We start from the raw sequence: 15,877 nt of genomic DNA, 5'->3' as shown, positions 1-15,877 counted from the left end.
AACGCAACATCGACGCAGGGGCTGCCGCTAGCGGGCAAAATGGATATGCGGACGCGCATGATGCGGAGAGGTTTCGATATGGGCATCGACGGAGAAGACCTCGCGCAGCAGGCGCTGGGTCAATACGTCCTGAGGGGTGCCTGAGGCAACGATCCGCCCCGCTTGCATGACGATCAGGCGGTCACAGTACATGGCGGCGTGATTGAGGTCATGGAGCGCGATGATGCTGGTCATCGGCAGGCTGGAAATCAACCGCAGCAGGCTTATCTGGTGCTGCACGTCGAGATGGTTGGTCGGCTCGTCGAGGATCAACTCGCTGGGAGACTGGGCCAAGGCGCGCGCCACATGGGTACGCTGCTTTTCACCGCCAGACAAGCTCTGCCAGGCATCGTCGCGCTTCCCACTCATGCCGGTACGCTCGAGTGCCTCGTTGACCGCTCGATCATCTTCACGGGTCCACCCCGAAAGCATCGTGCGGTGGGGAAAGCGCCCCAGCTTGACCACGTCGATGACCTTGAGGTTGGCGTTGGTGGTGGCGTGCTGCTCGATGAAAGCAACTCGCTGGGCGATGGCACGACGCCGATAGGTGGCGAGGTCCTGGCCGTCCAGCAGAACTCGTCCTGCGTGAGGGGTCTTGAGCCTCGCCAGCAGACGAAGCAGCGAGGTCTTGCCGGAACCATTAGGGCCCAGCAATCCCAGCAGCTTGCCCGGCTCAGCCTCGAAGGAGACCCCATCAATCACCGTTTTAGGGCCAATTTTCCAGACCAGATGTTCGGCCTTGATACTCATGATGTGCGCTGTAACCGGTAAAGAATGACAGCGAAGAACGGTACGCCTACCAGCGCCGTCACAACGCCAATCGGCAAAGATTGCTGCGGTATCAACACCCGGGAGGCGATGTCCGCCAATACCATGAAAATTGCCCCCACAATGGCACAGGCAGGCAGTAGCCGTGAGTGGCGTGGCCCGACCACGAAGCGGGCCGCGTGAGGCACCACCAGCCCCACGAAGCCGATCGTGCCCACCATACTGACGATGGCCGCCGTCATGACGGCGGTAAGGGCGAACAGGACGAGCCGCGTTCGGCCGACGTTGACCCCCAGCGAAGCGGCAGCCTCATCGCCGAAGGCAAAGGCATCCAGCACCCGCGCATAGCATAGGCAGGCCACCAGCCCCAACCCGACCACCACCGACACCAGCAAAAAATCTGGCCAGCGTACGCCACCGAAGCTGCCGAGCAGCCAGAACATCACGTCCCGAGCCTGCTGGGCATTGCCAGCGGTGGTAACGAAATAGGAGGTCACGGCGTTGAACAGCTGCGAGGCCGCGACCCCGGCCAATATCGTGCGATCGGCGCCGCCCCGCGCCCCATTCGAGAGTAGTGCCACGAACAGGAAGGCAGCGAAGGCTCCCACGAACGCCCCGGTGGATAGCGACACCGCGCCAGCGCCCAGCCCCAGCATGACAACCAGCACGGCGCCAGTGGATGCTCCGGCAGAGATACCCAGCACATAGGGCTCTGCCAAAGGATTGCGCAGCATCGACTGCATGATGGCTCCAGCCAGTGCCAGACCCGCGCCACAAAAGGCCGCCACCAGCGCCCGGCTCAAGCGGTAATCCCAGACGATGGCTTCGTGGATACGATTGAGTTCGAAAGACGTCCAGCCGAGCTTGTTGGTGATTACCGCATAGGTGGTGGAGAGCGGGATCGGCATATCGCCGATCCCAACGCTGATGCCCACCACCAGACCAATCGCGACCAGTGAGCCAAGCAGCAAGCCTGCCACCCACACCAGCCGGGGCAGACGCTCAACCACTTGCGGCATGCCAAGGGTGGCGCTCATCTCAGACCCAGCGCCTCGAGCTGTTCCGCTACTTGCTCAGCCCCGAAGATCGTTCTCACCGTCGGGTCCATGGCATGGCCATCCATGACCACGATGGCTCCGTTCTGCACCGCTCTCATTTCGCGGGTGGCGGGGTCCGAGTTGAGGAACTCGATCTTGGCCTCTGCGTTGTCCAGATCCCAGCGATTACGATCGACACGGGCGACCACGACGACGTCCGGGTCGGACGCGATGATGCTTTCCCACCCAAGGGCTGGCCACTCCGCATCAGCGTCGATGGCATTGGTACCGCCCAACACGTCGGCGATAAAGCCGGAGGCACCGTTCTTGCCGCCAAGGTAGGCGTCCGCAGACGGCGACGGGCTGGAGAACCAGAAGACGAAGGAGAGCGGTTCGCTACCTTCGGGGGTCGCAGCCCGCAGGGCGGCTTCCCGCTGCTCGAGATCTTCGATCAGCGCCTGGCCCCGGTCGTTGACGTCGAAGATCTGGGCAATCTCATCGATCTCCTGATACAGGCCATCCATGCTCCAGAGCTGGTCGCGACTGCCGTAGCCGAACTTGTCCTTGGCCGCCTCTTCGGCAACGCAAGTGTTGGGGGACAGGTAAGTCGCCACCCCCACGCTGTCGAAGTCTTCACGGGTGGCCACTCTGCTGGAGGGGCCTATCAGGCTCGGCAGGGCCGCCGTCACGAGGTCCGGCTCCTTGGCCAGAATGGACTCGAAGGTAGGAAACTCGACCGTCAATACCTCTACCTTGGCATTGGCCTCGGCCAGCTGCGGCAACACCTGGTTCGGCCAGAAGGCAGTGCCCACCATCCGGTCTTCCAGGCCGAGCAACAGCATGATCTCGGCACTGGCCTGCCCCAAGCCAATGGCCCGCTCGGGGGGCTGGTCGAAGGTGACCTCAACGCCACAGTTGTTCAGCGTCAAAGGATACTGCGTGTCTCCCGCCAAGGCAGAGGAGGATGCCAGGCTCAGCAGGGTACAACATCCGGTCACAGCAAGAAGACGTGTCATGGATCACTCATCACGATGGGTAAGAGGCGTCATAGGCAGCGACGTATAGAGACTGATACTCATTTACGCGCGATCGCAATATAAGCGCAAATCATTCGCGTCGCAATCCTTGGCCTGTCAGCCCAAACAAAAACGCCCTTGGCGGTAAGCCAAGGGCGTGAGGGCAGCATCGAGCCAATCCGTGTTTACAAACCAGCCGCCTTGCGCAGCGCGTCGGCCTTGTCGGTTTTCTCCCAAGGGAACGCCGTAAACGTCTCGGTATGCTCTTCCCCTTTGTCGTCCGTCCAACGGTAGCTATGCTCGAACGGCTCGCGACCAAAGTGGCCGTAGGCAGAGGTCAGACGATACATCGGGTGCAGCAGGTCGAGCATGGTGGTGATCGCATAGGGGCGCAGGTCAAAATGCTCGCGCACCAGTTCGACGATTTTCGCATCGTCGATCTTGCCTGTGCCGAAGGTGTCGATCGACACGGAGGTGGGCTCTGCCACACCGATGGCGTAAGACACCTGAATCTCGCACTTGTCGGCCAAGCCTGCAGCAACCACGTTCTTCGCCACGTAACGGCCCGCGTAGGCCGCACTGCGGTCTACCTTGGAGGGATCCTTGCCCGAGAACGCACCGCCGCCGTGACGGGCCATGCCGCCGTAGGTATCGACGATGATTTTACGCCCCGTCAAACCACAGTCGCCCACTGGGCCACCGATCACGAACTTGCCGGTCGGGTTGATATGGTATTGGGTGTTCGCATCCAGCCACTCTGCGGGAATCACCTGCTCGATGATTTCGCGCTTGACCATCTTGCGCAGGTCTTCCTGATCGATTTCCGGGTCATGCTGGGTCGACAGCACCACGGCATCCACGCCACAGGGTTGGCCTTCGGCATTGTAGCGGAAGGTGACCTGACTCTTCGCATCAGGACGCAGCCAAGGCAGCAGGCCATGCTTGCGCAGCTCTGCCTGACGCTCGACCAGGCGATGGGAGTAGTGAATAGGGGCCGGCATGAAGGAGTCGGTTTCGTTGGTGGCGTAACCGAACATCAGGCCCTGGTCGCCCGCCCCTTGATCTTCGGGTTTGGTGCGATCAACGCCCTGAGCAATATCCACACTCTGTTTGCCGATCAGGTTGATCACGCCACAGGTGGCACCATCGAAGCCTACCTGTGAGGAGGTATAGCCGATATCGGTGATCACATCACGCACCAGCGCTTCGAGATCAACCCATGCCGAGGTGGTAATTTCACCCGCAATAATGGCAACACCCGTCTTCACCATCGTTTCACAGGCAACACGCGCCTGCTTGTCACGGGCGATAATGGCATCCAGCACCGCATCAGAAATCTGGTCAGCAATCTTGTCAGGATGACCTTCGGAAACAGACTCGGAGGTAAACAGGGAATATTCGCTCATCGCGCACTCGACCCTCTGTATGACGGCTGCTTCGTTATGACCGCAGCATCAGCAGGAAATCATGGCAGGAGGTTCCCTGCCCGTATATAGAAGCAGCAGAGCCTTTTCACTACTACTTCGGGAGGCAGAGTCTACACGCTGTTGGGGGTTCTTCCCAGAACGCACCCCGAGAATTTGCCGCCGCCGAGGAAGTCAGCGACAATAGCGCCTTTATTCTTTCCGTTTTCAGGCGAGGAGCACCCCATGCCGTCCCGTTTTGAGCTGGCCAATGCCATTCGCGCCCTTTCCATGGATGCCGTTCAGAAGGCCAAATCTGGCCATCCCGGCGCACCCATGGGCATGGCTGATATTGCCGAGGTGCTGTGGAATGACTACCTCAAGCACAACCCCGAAGACCCCAAGTGGGCCGATCGCGACCGGTTCGTGCTGTCGAACGGCCATGGCTCCATGCTGCTCTACTCGCTGCTGCACCTGAGCGGTTACGAACTCAGCCTGGAACAGCTGCAAAACTTCCGCCAGCTGCACTCGCCCACGGCAGGCCATCCTGAGTACGGCTACGCTCCCGGCATCGAAACCACCACCGGCCCCTTGGGCCAGGGCTTCGCCAACGCCGTCGGCTTTGCCATTGCCGAGAAAACCCTCGCCGCACAGTTCAACCGCCCCGGCCACACCATCGTTGACCACCACACCTGGTGTTTCTTGGGCGATGGCTGCTTGATGGAAGGCATTTCCCATGAAGCGGCGTCCCTGGCCGGCACCCAGCAGCTGGGCAAGCTGATTGCCCTGTACGACGACAACGGCATCTCCATCGATGGCGAAGTCGAAGGCTGGTTCACCGACGATACCGCCAAGCGCTTCGAGTCCTACGGCTGGCACGTGGTGCCCAACGTCGACGGCCACAAACCTGAAGAAGTCAAAGCCGCCATCGAGCTGGCAAAAAGCCAGGACGACAAGCCGAGCCTGATCATCTGCAAAACCATCATCGGCTTTGGAGCGCCCAACAAGCAGGGCAAAGAAGAAGCCCACGGCGCACCGCTGGGTGACGATGAAGTAGCGCTGGCGCGCAAGCAGCTAGGCTGGGAGCATGCTCCCTTCCACATTCCCGAGCCCATTTACTCCGCCTGGGATGCTCGCGAAGCGGGTAAAGCTCGCCAGCAGGAGTGGGAAGGCCGCTTCGCTCGCTACACCGAAGCATTCCCCGAGCAGGCTCGTGAGTTCAAACGCCGCATGAAAGCGCAGCTGCCCACGGAGCTGGCCACCGAAGCATTGATGCAGCAGGCTCAGGAAAAGGGCGAAAGCATTGCATCGCGTAAAGCGTCGTTTGAAGCGCTGAACGTGATTGGCCCGCAAATGCCGGAACTGCTCGGCGGCAGCGCTGACCTCGCGCCCTCCAACCTGACGTTCTGGAAGGGCGCCAAAGCGATCACTCCCGAAGATGCCAGCGGCAACTACCTGCACTACGGTGTGCGTGAATTCGGCATGGGCGCAGTGATGAACGGTATCGCCCTGCACGGTGGTTTCGTTCCTTATGGCGCGACCTTCCTGATCTTCATGGAGTACATGCGCAACGCCGTACGCATGGCGGCGTTGATGGGCCAGCAGGCCATTTACGTGTTCACCCACGACTCTATCGGTCTGGGCGAAGATGGCCCGACCCACCAGCCCATCGAGCAGCTCACCAGCCTGCGCACCACGCCCAACCTGAACACCTGGCGTCCCTGCGATGCGGTGGAGACGGCGGCGTCCTGGGATGCGGCCATCAAGCGTCACTCCGGCCCCACTGCGCTGGTACTGTCGCGCCAGAACCTGCCGCACCAGCCGCGCACCAAGGCCCAGTTGGCCGCCATCCAGCGCGGCGGTTACGTGTTGAAGGATTGCGACGGCACGCCCGCGCTGATCCTGATTGCCACCGGCTCCGAAGTGGCGCTGGCCATGGAAGCCGCGGCCACGCTCGAGCAGCAGGGCAAGGCCGTGCGCGTGGTGTCCATGCCGTCTACTTACCGCTTCAACGGTCAGGACGCCGACTACCGCGAGAGCGTGCTGCCCAAAGCCGTGACCAAGCGCATTGCCATCGAAGCAAGCCACGCCGACTACTGGTACAAGTACGTCGGTCTGGAAGGGCGCGTCATTGGCATGACGACCTACGGTGAGTCGGCCCCGGCAGACGAGCTGTTCAAGCACTTTGGCTTTACGGTCGAGAATATCGTCAAGCAGGCCAATGAGCTGCTCGGCTGAGCTTGTCTCAGCCTGCCTGATCACGCCTGCACAGGCAGCGCGGGCCTATAGATGCCCGCGCTGAACGGCCTGCTTTGGCTGATCGGCTACTGGCTGGTCGGAGAAGCCGTGGTTCACTTCTCCGGCCTGCCCATTTCTTCTGGCGTAGTCGGCATGTTGCTGCTGTGCGTCACTCTGGCCCTTATCGGCCGTGTGCCCACAAGCCTTGCCGCCGCCGCCCAGCCCCTGATTGCACTACTGGCCATGCTGATCATGCCCGGCGTGGTCGGGGTCTTTTTCATTCTGGATCAATTGGCCGGACAGTGGCTGGCCATCATGGCGGCACTGCTCCTGGGCACGCTGCTCAGCGTCTTGACTACGCTGTGGTTGCTCAAGCGTCTGATGGGACGTGAACATGGCCAGTGACACGCTCACCTTATTGACCGCAACGCCCTTGTTTGCCGTGGGCCTGACGCTCGCGGCTTACCTCTTGGGCACCGCGCTGTTCCGGCGGCTGGGCAACCCTGCCTGGCTACCCGCCATACTGATTGCCGCCTTGCTGCTGGCGGCCACGCTTGCCGTGCTGGGCTTGCCTTACCCCATTTACCAACAGGGGGCGACCTGGCTGACCGTACTGCTGGGGCCTGCCACCGTGGCACTCGGCATGCCCCTTTATCAACAGCTACCGCGTATCCGTGAGCTATGGCGCCCCTTGGCGGCTTGCCTGCCCGTGGCGGCGTCTCTGGCCGCCTGCTATTCCCTGGGGATTGCCTGGCTGCTCGGCGCCAGCCCAGAAGTACTCGCCTCCATTGCAGCCAAGTCCGTCACTGCCCCGATTGCCATCGGGATCACCGAACAGTTGGGTGGCAGCGTTGCCTTGTTGATGGGCGCGCTGCTGGTCACTGGCGTCGCCACCATCCCGATGGTAAGCCTCGCTGCCAGATGGCTGAACATTACCGACGAGCGCCTGCTCGGCTTCGCCCTGGGGCTCAACGGTCATGCCATTGGCACCGTCAGGGCCTTTGAGATGAGCCCCACTGCCGGTGCCTTTGCCTCCCTCGGGATGAGTTTGACGGGCATATTCACCGCGTTGCTGCTGCCGTTCGCCTGGGGGCTGGTGGGAGCTGGCAGCTGAGCAACGGGCGCTGAAGTACGTTATCATCTAGCCACTTTTTTTGGGGCCGCTTCGCGACATGGCTAACGCAACCGCTAAGTTCCGCATTGCAATCAATGGGTATGGACGTATCGGCCAGTGCGTACTGCGTGCACTGGTGGAGCGCGGCCATCCCGATCTGGAAGTGGTCGCCATCAACGAGCTTTCCGACCTGGCCACCATCACCTATCTCACCCGCTACGACACCACCCACGGGCGCTTTCCTGGCGAGGTCGAGAATGATGGTGACGCTCTGGTGATCAACGGCCAGCGCATTCAGGTGCTATGTGAGCGTGACCCCGATGCGCTTCCCTGGAAAGCCCTGGATATCGATCTGGTACTGGAGTGCTCAGGAAGCTTCAAGGATCGCGCCACGGCGGAGCGGCACCTGAAGGCCGGTGCACGGCAGCTGCTGTTTTCCCAACCGGCAGAAAACGACGTGGATGCCACCATCGTGTGGGGGATCAACGAGCATGAGCTCAGCGGTGCACAGCGTATCCTCTCGGCGGCGTCCTGCACCACGAACTGCCTGGTGCCCTTGCTGACGATACTGGATGAGGCACTGGAGCTGGAGCACGGTGTGACCACCACGATTCACTCGGCCATGAACGACCAGCCGGTCATCGACGCCTACCACCAGACCGACCTGCGTCTTACCCGCTCGGCGATGCAGTCCATCGTTCCGGTCGATACTGGGCTTGCGGTGGGCATCAGCCGTCTGATGCCAACGCTGGCAGGCCGCTTCGAATGTCTGCACGTGCGCGTTCCCACGATCAACGTCTCGGCCATGGATGTCTCGCTTACCGTACGCCGCGACACCGATGCCCAGCAGGTCAATGCACTGCTACGCGAGGCCAGCCAACAGCGGCTGGCGGGCGTGCTGGGCTATACCGAGGCCCCCATGGCCTCCATCGATTTCAATCACGACCCTCGCTCTGGCATTCTGGACGCCACGCAAACCAGAGTGGCAGGCAAGCGCCTGCTCAAGCTGCTGTGCTGGTTTGACAACGAGTGGGGGTTTGCCAACCGTATGCTGGATATCAGCCAGCGACTGGCAACGCTACGCCAGCGGGCATGACCGCCACGACCTTTCATTCGCTTGAACACGAGGAAACCGCTCACATGAACGTGCAAAAGATGACCGACCTGCCACTGGAAGGGCAGCGCGTACTGATTCGTGAAGACCTGAATGTGCCGATCAAGAACGGCCGTGTTTCCAGCGATGCTCGCCTGCGTGCTGCGCTGCCGACCATACAAGCTGCCGCCAAGGCGGGCGCCAAAGTACTGCTCATGAGCCACCTGGGCCGCCCCACGGAAGGTGAACCCGCTGACGAGTTCTCGCTGGCCCCCGTCGCCGAGCGCCTGGGCGAACTGCTCGGCAGCCCCGTCAAACTGGTCAACGACTACCTCGACACTGCCCCGACGCTGCAGAACGGTGACGTGGTACTGCTGGAGAACGTGCGCTTCAATCGTGGCGAGAAGAAAGACGACGAACAGCTTGCCAGGCAGTATGCCGCACTGTGCGACATCTTCGTCATGGACGCCTTTGGAACCGCTCACCGTGCCCAGGCCTCTACCCATGGCGTCGCGCGCTTTGCTCCCCAAGCATGTGCTGGCCCTCTGCTTGCTCAGGAGCTCGATGCCCTGGAGAAAGCGCTGGCCAATCCCGCACGTCCCATGGCGGCTATCGTCGGCGGTTCGAAGGTCTCCACCAAGCTGGACGTGCTGAACGCACTGTCCGAAAAATGCGATCAATTGATCGTCGGTGGTGGTATCGCCAACACCTTTATTGCGGCAGCAGGCTATAATGTGGGCAAATCGCTCTACGAAGCAGACCTGCTCGACCAGGCCAAGGCGCTGATGGCCAAGGTGAAGATTCCGCTGCCTACCGACGTAGTGGTGGCCACCGAGTTTTCCGAAGCAGCAGAGGCGGTGGTCAAGCCCGTCGATCAGGTGGCAGACAACGAAATGATTCTGGACATTGGCCCCGACACGGCCGCCCACTTGGCCAGCCTGCTCAAGGATGCTGGCACGATCCTGTGGAACGGACCCGTGGGCGTGTTTGAAATCGACCAGTTCGGCAAGGGGACCGAGGTCATTTCCCGCGCCATTGCCGACAGTGCCGCGTTCTCTATTGCTGGAGGTGGAGACACCCTGGCGGCCATCGACAAGTACGCGATCGCTGACCGAGTCTCCTATATCTCGACCGGCGGCGGAGCATTTCTCGAATACGTGGAAGGCAAGCAGCTGCCGGCCGTTGCCGCGCTGGAAGCCGCTGCTCAGCGCTAATACTTAGAACTCTGAACATACAACCCAATAAGGTGACCCCATGGCTTTGATTAGCATGCGCCAGATGCTCGACCACGCCGCCGAATACGGCTACGGCATTCCCGCGTTCAACGTGAACAACCTGGAACAGATGCGGGCCATCATGGAAGCCGCTGACGCAACTGACTCGCCGGTGATCGTGCAGGCATCTGCTGGCGCACGCAAATACGCTGGCGCCCCCTTCCTGCGCCACCTGATTCTGGCGGCGGTGGAAGAGTTCCCGCACATTCCGGTCGTCATGCACCAGGATCACGGCACCAGCCCGGCTGTCTGCCAGCGCTCCATTCAGCTCGGCTTCTCCTCCGTGATGATGGATGGCTCCCTGGGCGAAGACGGTAAAACGCCGATGGATTACGACTACAACGTCGATGTGACCCGTCGTGCCGTGGAAATGGCCCATGCCTGTGGGGTTTCCGTGGAAGGCGAGCTGGGTTGCCTGGGCAGTCTGGAAACCGGCATGGCCGGTGAAGAAGATGGTATTGGAGCCGAAGGCAAGCTGGATATGGAGCAGATGCTCACCGACCCGGAAGAGGCTGCCGAGTTCGTCAAGGCGACCCATGTGGACGCCCTGGCCATTGCCATCGGCACCAGTCATGGCGCTTACAAGTTCACCAAGCCGCCCACGGGCGATACGCTCTCGATCCAGCGTATCAAAGAGATCCACGCTCGTATTCCGGATACTCACCTGGTCATGCACGGCTCCTCCTCGGTACCCCAGGAGTGGCTGGAAGTGATCAACCGCTACGGTGGTCAGATCCCGGAAACCTACGGTGTACCGGTGGAAGAGATCATCGAGGGCATCAAGCACGGAGTGCGCAAGGTCAACATCGATACCGACCTGCGTCTGGCCTCGACCGGCGCCGTGCGTCGTTTCATGGCCGAGAACCCATCAGAGTTCGATCCGCGCAAGTTCCTGAAAGAAACCGTCACAGCCATGCGCGATCTGTGTATTGCCCGCTATGAAGCCTTTGGCACCGCAGGCAACGCGAGCAAGATCAAGCCGATCAGCCTGGAAGCCATGTTCCAGCGCTACGAGCGTGGTGAGCTGGCGCCCAAGATCAAATAAGCAGCGCCTCGCGACGACATCAAGGCGGCCTTCGGGTCGCCTTTTTTATTGCAATGCAGCAATAATGAGCTATTACTAAACAACACCGCCCATTTCTTCACCAGGTAGCCTTCTCCATGAAGCACACCCCTCTGCCAATGCTGACACCGCCCCTGATGTTCCTTGACCTGTGGAAAGCAGGCATCATGGGCATGGAGCTATGGAGCTCTTCGCTCTCCACGATTTCCATGCGTCAGCAACTATGGCAAACGCAGCCCTTTTTCAGTCCTGCCATGATGCGTGAAAACCAGCGCATGGTGACTGAAAAGATCGAGGCCAGCGTGGAAGCTGGCCTCATCATGCAAAAAGTCTTGTTCAGCGCCATGCGCGGTCAGTACGCGCCATGGTGGACAACCAGTCAACAAGCCATGAAGCCTTACCATCGGCGCAGCAGTGCCAACTCACGACGCTTGTCGCGTTAAGCGGCATCGCATTACTGATCGCTGCTTTGCTCTTCACTGCTCTGTTCGTCTTCACCTTGCAACATGGCGTCATCGGCACTGCCGGTGCCCCCAGTGCCGCCTTCGGCATGCTCTTCATCATCGTCGCCAGCATCTTCCTGCGCTTGTGAGGCGGGCTGTTCGTCGCGTCGGACGGCCCCCGCCTTGATACCGTACGTCTCTTCCAGCGCCGCATCATCCAACGCTTCGTGCTGTCCATTCTCAGCCGCGGTGTCTGCCCACGCGCTGGCCGCGACTACACACAAGGATGCACTCAAAACCCAAGGTAATAGCCAAGGGGATACTCGCATATCAATCTCCTTTTTCATGATGCATGTCATTGCACCTGTTCACTATAGCCGCTCCGAGGGATAAGCACCTGCCAGGGGCTTTCCCGACGTGCAGCGACTCCGCCATCGACGAAAACGTAAAAAATTATCAAACAGTGTTCACAAAGGAGCTAAAATCCCGTTCAATAGCAAGATGGTCGGCTTACCCCAACATGCGTAGTGCTTCAGGTACTGCAAGGAACTGACATGCCGCTTCCACTTTTGTTGTTTGACTGTGATGGCACGCTCGTCGATAGCGAACCTCTGCTTGCCGAAGAAATGGCACGCGGCCTCAATACGGTGGGGCTTCCCTTCGCTGCCTCCGACTATATGGGCGAATTTCGCGGCGCCCGCTTTCGCAGGATCGTCGCCGAGCTGCAGGACCGCCATGGTCAAGTCGACATCGAACAACTCGAGCGCATGGAGCACGATATGCGCGCCAACCTGGCCACGCGACTGACCAACGAACTCACCACCATTCCCGGGGCACTGGAAGCACTGGAAGCCTTGTCGCACTACCCCAGCGCGGTGGTTTCCAACGGCCCGGAAACGAAGATACGCGCGGCGCTGAAGGCCACGGGCCTGACCCATTACTTCGATAATCGCCTGTTCAGCGGCTATACCGCCAACTGCTGGAAACCCGAGCCGTGCCTGCACTTACATGCGGCCAGCATCATGGGGTTTGCTGCCGCACAGTGCATTGCCATCGACGATGCGCTGGTCGGCGTCAGGGCAGCACTTCAAGCGGGCATGACGGTGATTCATTTAAACCGCTTTCCGGATGCCGAAAATACCCCGGAAGGCGCTATCATGATCAGTAACATGTATCAGTTGCCTGCCGTTGTGGAGCGTTTGACCCGCGAGCGATGGCACACGGCAATGCCGCATCACTCGACAGCGAAATAACCCTCAGCAGAGACAAGACATGGCTTCATTACGTGACCAACTGGGTGGTCTGGTGTATTCCACCGAGCATGGCAAGACATGCCCCCAGTGCCGTGCCGCGATTGACGACTGCCACTGCGAAGACGCCAGCGAACAGGCACGATTGGCTACGTTGGATGGCATCGTGCGAATTCGACGAGAGACCAGTGGCCGCAAAGGCAAGGGTGTGACCACCATCAGCGGTATACCGCTGGCCCACGCGGAGCTGAAAGCACTGGCCAAGACCCTGAAGCAGCGCTGTGGCACCGGTGGCGCCGTCAAGGAGGGCGTGATCGAAATCCAGGGAGATCATCGCGAAACCCTGCGTGACGCGCTAACCTCCATGGGGTATCAGGTAAAATTGGCAGGCGGTTGAAGTATTGATGTAGCACCAATCGCTCTACTTCTGGTAAACGGCTCAAGGGCAAGGCATCGCAATGGTTTGGTTGGAATACCTGCTACCTCTCATTTTCCTGTTTCCGATGGCGGCAATGGGCGGTATCGTGCTGGCGCTGCGCAGTCTGCATGATGCGCGCGTGCAGTCTCCTTTCGATGCCCCGCTTCACGAGCCTGGGCAGGCACTGCGTTACCGGCTGGATCAAGCATTCTCGAGCCTGTTTCTAAACGGTACGCTAGGGCCTTTGGTGAGTCTGGCGCCCTTGGTCTACGGCATGGGCCGCATGCTGTTCGTGGAGCAGCAGGACTGGGTGGAGTGGGCACTGTACGGGCTGCTCAGCACGCTGCTGGTACTGGCGTTTTCACTGCTGCTGGTACGCGATTATCAGCGTATCCGTCGCCTGAAGCTGGGGCTGGCCTGCGAGCTGGCCGTTGGCCAGGAGCTGGAGCGACTCATCCGCCCGGAGGCACACCCTTACTATGTGTTTCACGACGTACCTACCGACAGCTTCACCATCGACCACGTGGTCGTGACGCCCCATGGCGTCTTTGTCGTCGAAACCCGCGCCAGAGCGCTGGCGATAGGTTCGGATGGCCGCGAGCTCAATAGCGTGGCCGTCGAACGCGAACGGCTGCGCTTTCCCCATTGGCAGGAGCGTCGCCCACTGCACAAGACGCGTCAGGGGGTCAATTGGCTCACCCAGTGGCTGGAGCGACGCTGTGGGGTGCCTGTTCCCGTTCGAGGCGTGCTGGTGCTGCCTGGCTGGCAAATCGATACCAGTGAGGCAGCTTCAGATATTCTGGTGGTCAGCGGAGAACGGTTGTCACGCCAGTTGAGCGAGCTTAAACCGGGCCATATGAGCGACGTCATCCATGACAAGGTCATCCATACCTTGCTGGAACGGGTGCGGCTGATGGAGCTAAAACATTTGCGCCACCCGTCGGTTTAATCCCCGCGCAGCCGCCCGCCCATCTCCTGGGCAAGGTCCACGGCGTAGTGGTCGGTCATGCCACCAATGAAATCCAGCATACGACGGTAGCTGTCGTAGAGCGTCCAGGAGGGCAGCGGCGTGTTTTCACCGATCAGTGCCAGCACGCGCTGATGCTTGAAAGAGCTTTGCCCGGTATGGTGTAGCTCATGGGCAGCACCAATGAACGCCTCCAGCAGAATCCCCAGCGTGGTGTAGGCACCGATTTCCAGCTTGGCCTTGCGCTCGTTCTGGAAAATGCGTTCTCGAGCCAACTGCTTGGCAGACTGCACGCCCCAGCCCAGATCCGGATGGCAAAGCTCCAGCAGGTCATCGCTCAAGGTACCGCTCAGCAGCGCCTGCTCATGCTGTACAAACACGGCCGCCACATCATTGACCGCACGCTCCATGGCTGCCCCCCGCAGTAGCGCGATACGGCGGCGCTGCGAGACACTCTTGCGCTGCATCTCTTCATACTCAGGGGGAAATTCGCCAGCAATCTGACGCAGTATTTCGACGACTTCTTCGTAACGCAGAATCCCCATTTCGAGGCCATCTTCCAGATCCAGCAGCGCATAACAGATGTCATCCGCTGCTTCGACCAGCCACGCCAGTGGATGACGGCACCAGCGCTGCTCGCCCTGAGGAAGCAGACCCACGGCGTCAGCGACTTCCTTGAGCAACGCCTGCTCGGACTGATAACAGCCAAACTTGCCAGCGCGGCCACCATAGCGAACGGTCCAGGGATATTTCAACAGAGTCCCCAGGGTTGCTGCAGATAACCGCATGCCGCCGTTGAACTGGTTGTACTCGATCTGCGTAATGACACGAAATCCCTGAGCATTACCCTCATAGGTCAGCAGATCCTGGCGCTCCTGTTCGGAGAGTCCCTCCAGCAAGCCACTCCCCTCGGCACGGCGAAACCAGTCACGAATGGCATATTCACCGGCATGGCCAAAGGGGGGGTTACCGATGTCGTGGCCGAGACAGGCTGTTTGCACGATGACGCCCAGGTCAGCTGGGGTGATCCACTCCGGCAGCCGATCACGCAGCAACTCGCCGACGATCATGCCCAACGAGCGGCCCACGCAGCCGACTTCCAGGGAGTGGGTCAACCGCGTATGGATATGGTCGTTTTCGGTAAGGGGATGCACCTGCGTCTTGCGCCCCAGGCGACGAAAGGAGCCTGAGAAGACGATGCGGTCATGGTCCTTGTGGAAAGGAGTGCGCCCTATTTCGCGGTTACTGCCGGGGCGCTTGTCATGTAAGCGCTGAGGGGAAAGTAACTGATCCCATTGCATTTGTGTCATCGGCACTCCTCCTTGGAGCCTTCATTCTGACATAAAAGCACCAGGGGTAGACAAATTTAACGCACAGAAAAAAGCCCCGAACACAGTGTGCTCGGGGCTTTCTACGGGATAAGTGCCTGACGATGACCTACTCTCACATGGGGAGACCCCACACTACCATCGGCGCTAAGCGGTTTCACTTCTGAGTTCGGCATGGGATCAGGTGGTTCACGCGTGCTATGGTCGTCAGGCGTAACAGGTAATGCATATCATGCTGAGTATTCGTTGACGTGTATTGTGTGCGTCTCTTGTCAGCAAGCACTTGGGCTCACTGCGGCGTATCCGGTGTTGCGAGTGCGGTCACACTCTTCGTTATCATCACGACCAGACCCCTTGGGTGTTATAGGGTCAAGCCTCACGGGCCATTAGTACACGTTAGCTCAACGCCTTGCAGCGCTTCCACAC

The 15,877-nt window shown here is 60.2% G+C and carries 16 protein-coding genes and 1 rRNA gene; 10 read left to right on the top strand and 7 right to left on the bottom strand.

Annotation, left to right across the window (positions count from 1 at the left end; translation table 11 throughout):
* Nucleotides 1–27: 27 nt before the first annotated feature.
* From IE061_RS17610 to metK, 4 genes are all read right to left on the bottom strand, one after another.
* Entirely contained in the window at nucleotides 28–789 is a 762-nt protein-coding gene (locus tag IE061_RS17610) for an ABC transporter ATP-binding protein (protein ID WP_016915662.1), read from the bottom strand.
* Nucleotides 786–1,844, bottom strand: coding sequence for a FecCD family ABC transporter permease (locus IE061_RS17605; RefSeq protein ID WP_230478500.1), 1,059 nt, complete (start codon nucleotides 1,842–1,844; stop codon nucleotides 786–788). Before IE061_RS17605 ends, IE061_RS17610 begins: the two co-directional genes overlap by 4 nt.
* Nucleotides 1,841–2,860: an ABC transporter substrate-binding protein gene (locus IE061_RS17600; RefSeq protein WP_193462189.1), complete on the bottom strand. Its 1,020-nt coding sequence runs from the start codon at nucleotides 2,858–2,860 to the stop codon at nucleotides 1,841–1,843. Before IE061_RS17600 ends, IE061_RS17605 begins: the two co-directional genes overlap by 4 nt.
* A 185-nt stretch (nucleotides 2,861–3,045) precedes the next feature.
* Nucleotides 3,046–4,266 (bottom strand): methionine adenosyltransferase, encoded by a 1,221-nt coding sequence (metK, locus tag IE061_RS17595; protein ID WP_016915659.1) that lies wholly within the window; start codon nucleotides 4,264–4,266, stop codon nucleotides 3,046–3,048.
* A 243-nt stretch (nucleotides 4,267–4,509) separates the two neighbouring features.
* On the opposite strand from metK, the gene tkt reads away from it, so the two are divergent.
* From tkt to IE061_RS17560, 7 genes are all read left to right on the top strand, one after another.
* The gene (gene tkt, locus IE061_RS17590) at nucleotides 4,510–6,501 is read left to right on the top strand and encodes a transketolase (protein ID WP_039183571.1); all 1,992 of its coding nucleotides are present in this window, start codon (nucleotides 4,510–4,512) and stop codon (nucleotides 6,499–6,501) included.
* 51 nt (nucleotides 6,502–6,552) lie between these two features.
* Complete coding sequence (locus tag IE061_RS17585) at nucleotides 6,553–6,906, top strand: CidA/LrgA family protein (protein WP_193462188.1); 354 nt, start codon at nucleotides 6,553–6,555, stop codon at nucleotides 6,904–6,906.
* A complete protein-coding gene (locus IE061_RS17580; protein ID WP_039183567.1) occupies nucleotides 6,896–7,615 on the top strand; it encodes an LrgB family protein in 720 nt (239 codons plus the stop codon). Before IE061_RS17585 ends, IE061_RS17580 begins: the two co-directional genes overlap by 11 nt.
* 58 nt (nucleotides 7,616–7,673) lie before the next feature.
* Complete coding sequence (locus tag IE061_RS17575) at nucleotides 7,674–8,711, top strand: type I glyceraldehyde-3-phosphate dehydrogenase (RefSeq protein ID WP_193462187.1); 1,038 nt, start codon at nucleotides 7,674–7,676, stop codon at nucleotides 8,709–8,711.
* A gap of 44 nt (nucleotides 8,712–8,755) precedes the next feature.
* Complete coding sequence (locus tag IE061_RS17570; protein WP_193462186.1) at nucleotides 8,756–9,922, top strand: phosphoglycerate kinase; 1,167 nt, start codon at nucleotides 8,756–8,758, stop codon at nucleotides 9,920–9,922.
* A 40-nt stretch (nucleotides 9,923–9,962) separates the two neighbouring features.
* Nucleotides 9,963–11,027, top strand: coding sequence for a class II fructose-bisphosphate aldolase (gene fba / locus IE061_RS17565; protein WP_016915653.1), 1,065 nt, complete (start codon nucleotides 9,963–9,965; stop codon nucleotides 11,025–11,027).
* 116 nt (nucleotides 11,028–11,143) lie between these two features.
* Entirely contained in the window at nucleotides 11,144–11,488 is a 345-nt protein-coding gene (locus tag IE061_RS17560; RefSeq protein ID WP_016915652.1) for a hypothetical protein, read from the top strand.
* Nucleotides 11,489–11,499: 11 nt separating this feature from the next.
* On the opposite strand, the gene IE061_RS17555 is transcribed toward IE061_RS17560, so the two are convergent.
* Complete coding sequence (locus tag IE061_RS17555) at nucleotides 11,500–11,817, bottom strand: hypothetical protein (RefSeq protein WP_016915651.1); 318 nt, start codon at nucleotides 11,815–11,817, stop codon at nucleotides 11,500–11,502.
* Between the two features lie 225 nt (nucleotides 11,818–12,042).
* Between IE061_RS17555 and IE061_RS17550 the strand changes: the two genes are divergently transcribed.
* The 3 genes from IE061_RS17550 to IE061_RS17540 all read left to right on the top strand — a co-directional run bounded on the left by IE061_RS17550 (nucleotide 12,043) and on the right by IE061_RS17540 (nucleotide 14,105).
* On the top strand, nucleotides 12,043–12,741 hold the full coding sequence (locus IE061_RS17550) for an HAD family hydrolase (RefSeq protein ID WP_016915650.1): 699 nt from the start codon (nucleotides 12,043–12,045) through the stop codon (nucleotides 12,739–12,741).
* Between the two features lie 19 nt (nucleotides 12,742–12,760).
* On the top strand, nucleotides 12,761–13,135 hold the full coding sequence (locus IE061_RS17545; RefSeq protein ID WP_039183560.1) for a translation initiation factor Sui1: 375 nt from the start codon (nucleotides 12,761–12,763) through the stop codon (nucleotides 13,133–13,135).
* Between the two features lie 61 nt (nucleotides 13,136–13,196).
* Nucleotides 13,197–14,105 (top strand): nuclease-related domain-containing protein, encoded by a 909-nt coding sequence (locus IE061_RS17540; RefSeq protein WP_016915648.1) that lies wholly within the window; start codon nucleotides 13,197–13,199, stop codon nucleotides 14,103–14,105.
* On the opposite strand, the gene IE061_RS17535 is transcribed toward IE061_RS17540, so the two are convergent.
* On the bottom strand, nucleotides 14,102–15,433 hold the full coding sequence (locus tag IE061_RS17535; RefSeq protein WP_193462185.1) for a deoxyguanosinetriphosphate triphosphohydrolase: 1,332 nt from the start codon (nucleotides 15,431–15,433) through the stop codon (nucleotides 14,102–14,104). The genes IE061_RS17540 and IE061_RS17535 overlap by 4 nt on opposite strands.
* 114 nt (nucleotides 15,434–15,547) lie before the next feature.
* Nucleotides 15,548–15,663: ribosomal RNA gene (gene rrf, locus IE061_RS17530) — 5S ribosomal RNA — on the bottom strand.
* Nucleotides 15,664–15,877: the final 214 nt, after the last annotated feature.

The organism is Vreelandella hamiltonii (assembly GCF_014651795.1).
Taxonomy (GTDB): domain Bacteria; phylum Pseudomonadota; class Gammaproteobacteria; order Pseudomonadales; family Halomonadaceae; genus Vreelandella; species Vreelandella hamiltonii.
Note: the sequence above shows the minus strand (reverse complement) of the source record. Positions and strands in the feature narration are given on the sequence as shown.

Coding starts and splice junctions, on each gene's coding strand:
- IE061_RS17610 (WP_016915662.1), bottom strand. CDS start 789: ATGAGTATCAAGGCCGAACATCTGGTCTGGAAAATTGGCCCTAAAACG.
- IE061_RS17605 (WP_230478500.1), bottom strand. CDS start 1,844: ATGAGCGCCACCCTTGGCATGCCGCAAGTGGTTGAGCGTCTGCCCCGG.
- IE061_RS17600 (WP_193462189.1), bottom strand. CDS start 2,860: ATGACACGTCTTCTTGCTGTGACCGGATGTTGTACCCTGCTGAGCCTG.
- metK (WP_016915659.1), bottom strand. CDS start 4,266: ATGAGCGAATATTCCCTGTTTACCTCCGAGTCTGTTTCCGAAGGTCAT.
- tkt (WP_039183571.1), top strand. CDS start 4,510: ATGCCGTCCCGTTTTGAGCTGGCCAATGCCATTCGCGCCCTTTCCATG.
- IE061_RS17585 (WP_193462188.1), top strand. CDS start 6,553: ATGCCCGCGCTGAACGGCCTGCTTTGGCTGATCGGCTACTGGCTGGTC.
- IE061_RS17580 (WP_039183567.1), top strand. CDS start 6,896: ATGGCCAGTGACACGCTCACCTTATTGACCGCAACGCCCTTGTTTGCC.
- IE061_RS17575 (WP_193462187.1), top strand. CDS start 7,674: ATGGCTAACGCAACCGCTAAGTTCCGCATTGCAATCAATGGGTATGGA.
- IE061_RS17570 (WP_193462186.1), top strand. CDS start 8,756: ATGAACGTGCAAAAGATGACCGACCTGCCACTGGAAGGGCAGCGCGTA.
- fba (WP_016915653.1), top strand. CDS start 9,963: ATGGCTTTGATTAGCATGCGCCAGATGCTCGACCACGCCGCCGAATAC.
- IE061_RS17560 (WP_016915652.1), top strand. CDS start 11,144: ATGAAGCACACCCCTCTGCCAATGCTGACACCGCCCCTGATGTTCCTT.
- IE061_RS17555 (WP_016915651.1), bottom strand. CDS start 11,817: ATGCGAGTATCCCCTTGGCTATTACCTTGGGTTTTGAGTGCATCCTTG.
- IE061_RS17550 (WP_016915650.1), top strand. CDS start 12,043: ATGCCGCTTCCACTTTTGTTGTTTGACTGTGATGGCACGCTCGTCGAT.
- IE061_RS17545 (WP_039183560.1), top strand. CDS start 12,761: ATGGCTTCATTACGTGACCAACTGGGTGGTCTGGTGTATTCCACCGAG.
- IE061_RS17540 (WP_016915648.1), top strand. CDS start 13,197: ATGGTTTGGTTGGAATACCTGCTACCTCTCATTTTCCTGTTTCCGATG.
- IE061_RS17535 (WP_193462185.1), bottom strand. CDS start 15,433: ATGACACAAATGCAATGGGATCAGTTACTTTCCCCTCAGCGCTTACAT.